2 protein-coding genes and 1 rRNA gene are annotated in these 1836 nt (G+C 70.4%); 2 read left to right on the plus strand and 1 reads right to left on the minus strand.

Features of this window, described 5'->3' with window-relative positions; translation table 11 throughout:
• A 5S ribosomal RNA gene (gene rrf / locus ACSNOG_RS32630) occupies window positions 1–67 on the plus strand; the annotation flags it as partial.
• A 75-nt stretch (window positions 68–142) separates the two neighbouring features.
• On the opposite strand, the gene ACSNOG_RS32635 is transcribed toward rrf, so the two are convergent.
• A complete protein-coding gene (locus ACSNOG_RS32635; RefSeq protein WP_436756317.1) occupies window positions 143–1165 on the minus strand; it encodes a hydroxyacid dehydrogenase in 1023 nt (340 codons plus the stop codon).
• A 75-nt stretch (window positions 1166–1240) separates the two neighbouring features.
• Between ACSNOG_RS32635 and ACSNOG_RS32640 the strand changes: the two genes are divergently transcribed.
• Window positions 1241–1804, plus strand: coding sequence for a GNAT family N-acetyltransferase (locus tag ACSNOG_RS32640; RefSeq protein ID WP_436756318.1), 564 nt, complete (start codon window positions 1241–1243; stop codon window positions 1802–1804).
• Window positions 1805–1836: the final 32 nt, after the last annotated feature.

Consider the following 1836-nt stretch of genomic DNA (forward strand, 5'->3'; position numbering starts at 1 on the left):
AGCTAAGCCTTTCAGCGCCGATGGTACTGCATGGGGGACCGTGTGGGAGAGTAGGACGCCGCCGAACAAATTTTAGAGAAAGCCCTGGTGGGAACCTTGAGTTCCTGCCGGGGCTTTTTCGCATTTCCGGAGACTTTTGCGCTCACGCCAGTCGGCCCAGGCCCGCCCTCTCGACCGCCCCCAGCAGCGGCTCGCCCCTCGCCCACCGCCCGGCCTCCTCGACCGCATACGCGCCCAGCCGCCTCCCCTCACTGCCCTGAGCACCGGCGATGTGCGGCGTCACCAGCACGTTCGGCAGCCGCAGCAGCGCGTGCCCCTTTTTCAGCGGCTCCGGGTCCGTCACGTCGAGCCAGGCGTTCAACCGCCCCATCCCGCATTCCCGTTCCAGTGCCTCGGTGTCGACGAGCGACCCCCGCGCCGTATTGATGACCGTGCCACCGTCCGGGATGAGGGCGAGATGTGCCGCGTCGAGCATCCGGTGCGTTTCCGGTGTGGCCGGCGCGTGGATCGTCACGATGCCGGAGGCACCGCAGAGGTCCGCCAGGCGGTGCACGCGCTCCGCGCCCAGCCGTGCGGCTTCCTCATCCGTCACGTACGGGTCGTAGAGCAGCACCCGGTATCCGGCGGTGGAAGCCCGTAGGCCGGTGATCACCCGGCGGCCGATCCGTGAAGCGCCGAGAACGCCGACGGTCCGGCCGTCGGCGCCGTGCCGGTCGCGGAAGGCCGGCCAGCGGCCGCCCGCGTAGGCAGCGGCTGCCGACAAGGCTCCCTTCGCCGCGAGCCCCACAGCCGCGAGGGTGAAATCGGCGACCGGACCGGCATTGGCCTCCGCCGCCGAGGAAACGACGATTCCCCGCTCCCACACCGCGTCGGTCGCCAGCTGCTTGACCGAGCCCGCCGCGTGGACGACGATCCCCAGCCGCGGCGCACCGTCGAGGACGGCTTCCGTCAGCGGCGGGCAGCCCCAGCCCGTCACCAGGATGTCCACGTTGCCGAGGCCGTCCCCCAGGCCGTCCCCCAGGGCGTTCCCTAGGACCACGCGTACCTCACGTCCCGTCAACTCGCTGAGCCGATCCCGCAGATCGGCCGGGAGAACGATCGGTAGCTCGTCCTCCCCCATGGCCACCGCCACTACCCCGGCCCCGCCCACGCGCTCCTCCGTCATGCGCACCCCCCTGCCCGCCCGTCAGAGAGCGAAAACACATTGCTTGTGCCAAGTGTCCGGGGCGACGATCAGAGGATGGAGCACATCATCAGGCCTGTGCGCGCGGGCGATTGGGAGAAGTCCAAGGAACTGCGGCTGACGGCGCTCTTGGACCCCCTGGCGTCCATCGCCTTCCTCGACACTTACGACAACGCCGTCGTCCAGCCCGATAGTTACTGGCAGGAGCGGGCCCGGGCGAGTTCCGAGGCCTGTCGCGTCATCACATTCGTCGCGGAGGCGCCCGACGGCACCTGGGACGGTACGGTCACCGTGCTCGTCGAGGACCCGGAGGCCGAGGAGGGCGCCGTCTTCGGTGGCGCTCCGTCCGTGCCGCAGACGCACATCGTCGGGGTCTTCGTCCGCCCCGAGCGGCGCGGGGCCGGCCTCATACAGGCGCTGTTCGACGCAGCCATCGAGTGGTCCTGGGCGCTGTCCGCGCCGCGCGTCGAGCGCATACGCCTCTTCGTCCACGAGGACAACGGCCGTGCCATGGCGGTCTACCGCAAGGCCGGCTTCGAGCCCACCGGGACGACCATCCCGATGCAGGGCGACCCCGACGCCAAGGAGTACGAGCTCGCGCTCACCCGCCCCGCTGCCTGATGGCCTCCCGCACCTCCCGCACCTCCCGTACC

Source organism: Streptomyces sp. URMC 124, from assembly GCF_051386455.1.
Classification (GTDB): domain Bacteria; phylum Actinomycetota; class Actinomycetes; order Streptomycetales; family Streptomycetaceae; genus Streptomyces.

Excerpts from the sequence above, each read along its gene's own strand:
- ACSNOG_RS32640 (WP_436756318.1), top strand. The coding sequence starts at position 1,241 with ATGGAGCACATCATCAGGCCTGTGCGCGCGGGCGATTGGGAGAAGTCC.
- ACSNOG_RS32635 (WP_436756317.1), bottom strand. The coding sequence starts at position 1,165 with ATGACGGAGGAGCGCGTGGGCGGGGCCGGGGTAGTGGCGGTGGCCATG.